This is a genomic window from Aquiflexum sp. (assembly GCF_041751335.1).
Classification (GTDB): Bacteria; Bacteroidota; Bacteroidia; order Cytophagales; family Cyclobacteriaceae; genus Aquiflexum.
The window spans coordinates 1-2,820 of record NZ_JBGSXS010000016.1 but is presented as its reverse complement, the minus strand read 5'-3'; the positions used below and the strand labels follow the sequence as shown (position 1 = coordinate 2,820).

3 protein-coding genes and 1 pseudogene are annotated in these 2,820 nt (G+C 42.2%); 1 reads left to right on the top strand and 3 read right to left on the bottom strand.

Features of this window, described 5'->3' with window-relative positions; genetic code table 11:
* Positions 1–129 (top strand): annotated as a pseudogene (locus tag ACEW8U_RS00790) (transposase); the annotation flags it as partial.
* Between the two features lie 388 nt (positions 130–517).
* Here ACEW8U_RS00790 and ACEW8U_RS00785 read toward each other — a convergent pair.
* The 3 genes from ACEW8U_RS00785 to ACEW8U_RS00775 form a co-directional block, all read right to left on the bottom strand.
* Positions 518–706, bottom strand: a complete 189-nt coding sequence (locus ACEW8U_RS00785) for a hypothetical protein (RefSeq protein WP_373520125.1) — start codon at positions 704–706, stop codon at positions 518–520.
* Between the two features lie 37 nt (positions 707–743).
* Entirely contained in the window at positions 744–1,505 is a 762-nt protein-coding gene (locus ACEW8U_RS00780; protein ID WP_373520124.1) for an alpha/beta fold hydrolase, read from the bottom strand.
* A gap of 262 nt (positions 1,506–1,767) precedes the next feature.
* Positions 1,768–2,664, bottom strand: a complete 897-nt coding sequence (locus ACEW8U_RS00775; RefSeq protein ID WP_373520123.1) for a DMT family transporter — start codon at positions 2,662–2,664, stop codon at positions 1,768–1,770.
* Positions 2,665–2,820 lie beyond the last annotated feature (156 nt).

Below are 2,820 nucleotides of genomic sequence, written 5' to 3'. Positions count from 1 at the left end.
AACCCGATAGAAGGGAAGTTTGGTCAGGCAAAGAATGGATACGGGATGAACCGGATACGGGCGAGACTGAAAGGAACCAGTCAGTCGTGGATCGCCTCCATCATATTGGTGCTCAACCTGGTCAAATTGGCCGGGGAGGCACCCCTATGGCTGAGTTTTTCAGCATGGGAGGAGCTCAGAAACACACTGTTGGACAGTTTTGATGCCATCCTGAAGAAATTGATACCAAAAAACCACCTCAAATTACAATCTGGGCTGGTTTTAGAAAGTCTGGCTGCTTGAGTTTTTCAGCAGACCCTAAGTATAGCTGCCAAGCTTATCCGTCAAATTATTAAATTTCCGAACAAATTGAAAAGGGCACCATTCATTGGTCAAGTTGAGGAATTTTTAAAGGATAGACCAATTATCTATCGGTATTTGGTATTCAAAAACTACAAAATCATCTATTCAGTTGAGGAGAAAAACAAGTTGATTAAAATTGCTGATGTTTTTGATACAAGACAAAACCCCTCAAAAATCAAAAGATCAAAGTAAAAAATCTATCTGGAGAAATGCAATCCTGCTTTAGCTGGGCGATTCCGGAATATCCTTTGCTCTCAGGGCTTAAGCCGAATAAATTATTGACCAATCCACATCTATTAGGATAGAGGATGCCTGTGAAGATTAAAACATCGGCTGTGGAACTCCCTTCAATTCTTGGAATCATGGACAAAACTTTCGAGGTCAAAAAAAGACCTCAAAGATTAGCGTAGAAAAGCCCTGACTGTTTCCACTACCGCAGCAGGCTGTTCGGCATGTAGCCAATGGCCGGCATTTTTGATGAAAATAATATGGCTGTTCGGGAACATCTCTGAAATATCTCCTTTGTCTTTGTCGGTAATGTAATCGGAATTTTCACCTCCCATAAATAGCGTTGGTTTGTCAAAGGTTTTGTCCGATACAATTTCCTCCCCTACATTATCGATTTTCTCTGTAATAATGGGCAAGTTGATTTTCCACATAAATCCACCTGATTCGTTTCTTCCCAGGCTTTTCAGCAAAAACTGACGGATACCTACAGTCTTGATATACTCAGATAAAATGTCATCTGCCTCTTTTCGCGACTTCAGGTTATCAATAGGAATGGCATTCAAACCTTCCAAAATCTCTTGGTGGTGCACAGGATAAAATCTTGGCGCCATATCCGCAACAATCAGTTTATTGACTTTATCAGGGTATTTGAAAGCAAATTTCATCGCTGTCTTTCCTCCCATAGAGTGCCCCATCAGGTTAGCAGATCCGATCCTCTCGTCATCCATCAATTCCTTGATATCTTCTGCCATGACCTCATAATTCCAATCCCCACTATGCGGAGAATCCCCATGGTTTCTTTGATCTATCAGGTAAAGGGTAAAATCCTTTTCCAATTCCTTGGCTATACTGAACAAATTGTCAGCTGAACCGAACAAGCCATGCAAAATGATCAAGGGTACCCCGCTACCGGATTTTTTAAAGTTGAGTTTCATGATTTTTTATTCTGGAATAATTATAAGTTATATAATTCAAACGTAAAGACAATATTGATTGACGGAAGACGGAAGACAGTAGACCGAACACTTGAAATAACACTACCTGATGTTCTATACATGAATCGAACCCAAGAAAATTTCAAAATCCAATTGAATTTACTTCCCAATTTTAGATTATACGATTCCTTTTCCGTCTCCCGTCTTCGGTCTTCCGTCTCATAGCGAAGAGGGCTAAATTCCCACAAGAGTGTAGATTGCCTCACCTCCTGTTCCCCACCCAAACCCCAAAAATAACAGCGATGATCCCAAAATAGTGTCCTGCCAATAATACTTCCCCATCAAGTAACCCCCACATAATGGCTACAACAGGGATTAAGTAAGTTACTGAACTTGCGAAAACAGGTGTTGCTACCTTGACCATGACATTAAACAGAATCAAGGCCAAGGCGGTACCCACTATACCCAAAATCGCAATGTACCCTGCTGCCTGAACAGCTCCTTCCACATGCAGCAATTTGAATGAAAACTGTGTGGAAGTGAAAAGAAAGATCAGTGCCATGGGCAAAACTATCGACAGGGAAATAGCAGTAATGGCCACCGGCTTCAACTCCACAAATCTATATTTGATAATGTTCAGATTCAACCCATAGCAGGCGCATGCCAAAAGAACCAATAAGGCATAAGCATTGATTTCATTGAAATTTCCAAGCCCCCCTTCTTTGACCATCATAAGGATTATAACGCCCACAAATGCAATAATAAGTCCAATGCCATTTCTTCTTGTAATCCTTGAATTGAAAAACAGCGCGCCTATGATCACCACAAAAAGCGGTGTCATGGCGTTGAATACTCCGGTAAGTGAACTGCTGAGTTGGGTTTGTGCTTTGGCAAATAAAAATGCCGGGATAAAGCTCCCTACCAAACCGACGATAATAAGGTTTTTGACCTGCCGTTTATTCAATCCTTTCAACCTCGGCAATGAAAGCGGCAACAAGACCATGCCTGCAAATACAATCCTCAGGGCACCGACTTCCCCAGGTGAATATACCTCCAAACCTCTTTTGATCAGGATAAAGGAACTGCCCCAGACCAAGGCCAAAATGATAAGAAATCCCCATGCTTTCAGGGCACTCTCTGATTGTATGTCTCTATCCATTTAGGCCTTGGGTGATTTGTTTGGCATGCTTTCAATACTTTAATTAAATGTTCAGAAATGGTAATGACATAAAGATCACCTTTTTTTGGCCTCGGCAAGCTCGGCCACCGGAGTCGTCTTGATGGGAGGTGGGGGGGGGGGGGGGGGGGGGGGGGG

What these genes read in the sequence shown, in the direction of transcription:
- ACEW8U_RS00780 (WP_373520124.1), bottom strand. Translation starts at nt 1,505, where the DNA reads ATGAAACTCAACTTTAAAAAATCCGGTAGCGGGGTACCCTTGATCATT.
- ACEW8U_RS00775 (WP_373520123.1), bottom strand. Translation starts at nt 2,664, where the DNA reads ATGGATAGAGACATACAATCAGAGAGTGCCCTGAAAGCATGGGGATTT.
- ACEW8U_RS00785 (WP_373520125.1), bottom strand. Translation starts at nt 706, where the DNA reads ATGATTCCAAGAATTGAAGGGAGTTCCACAGCCGATGTTTTAATCTTC.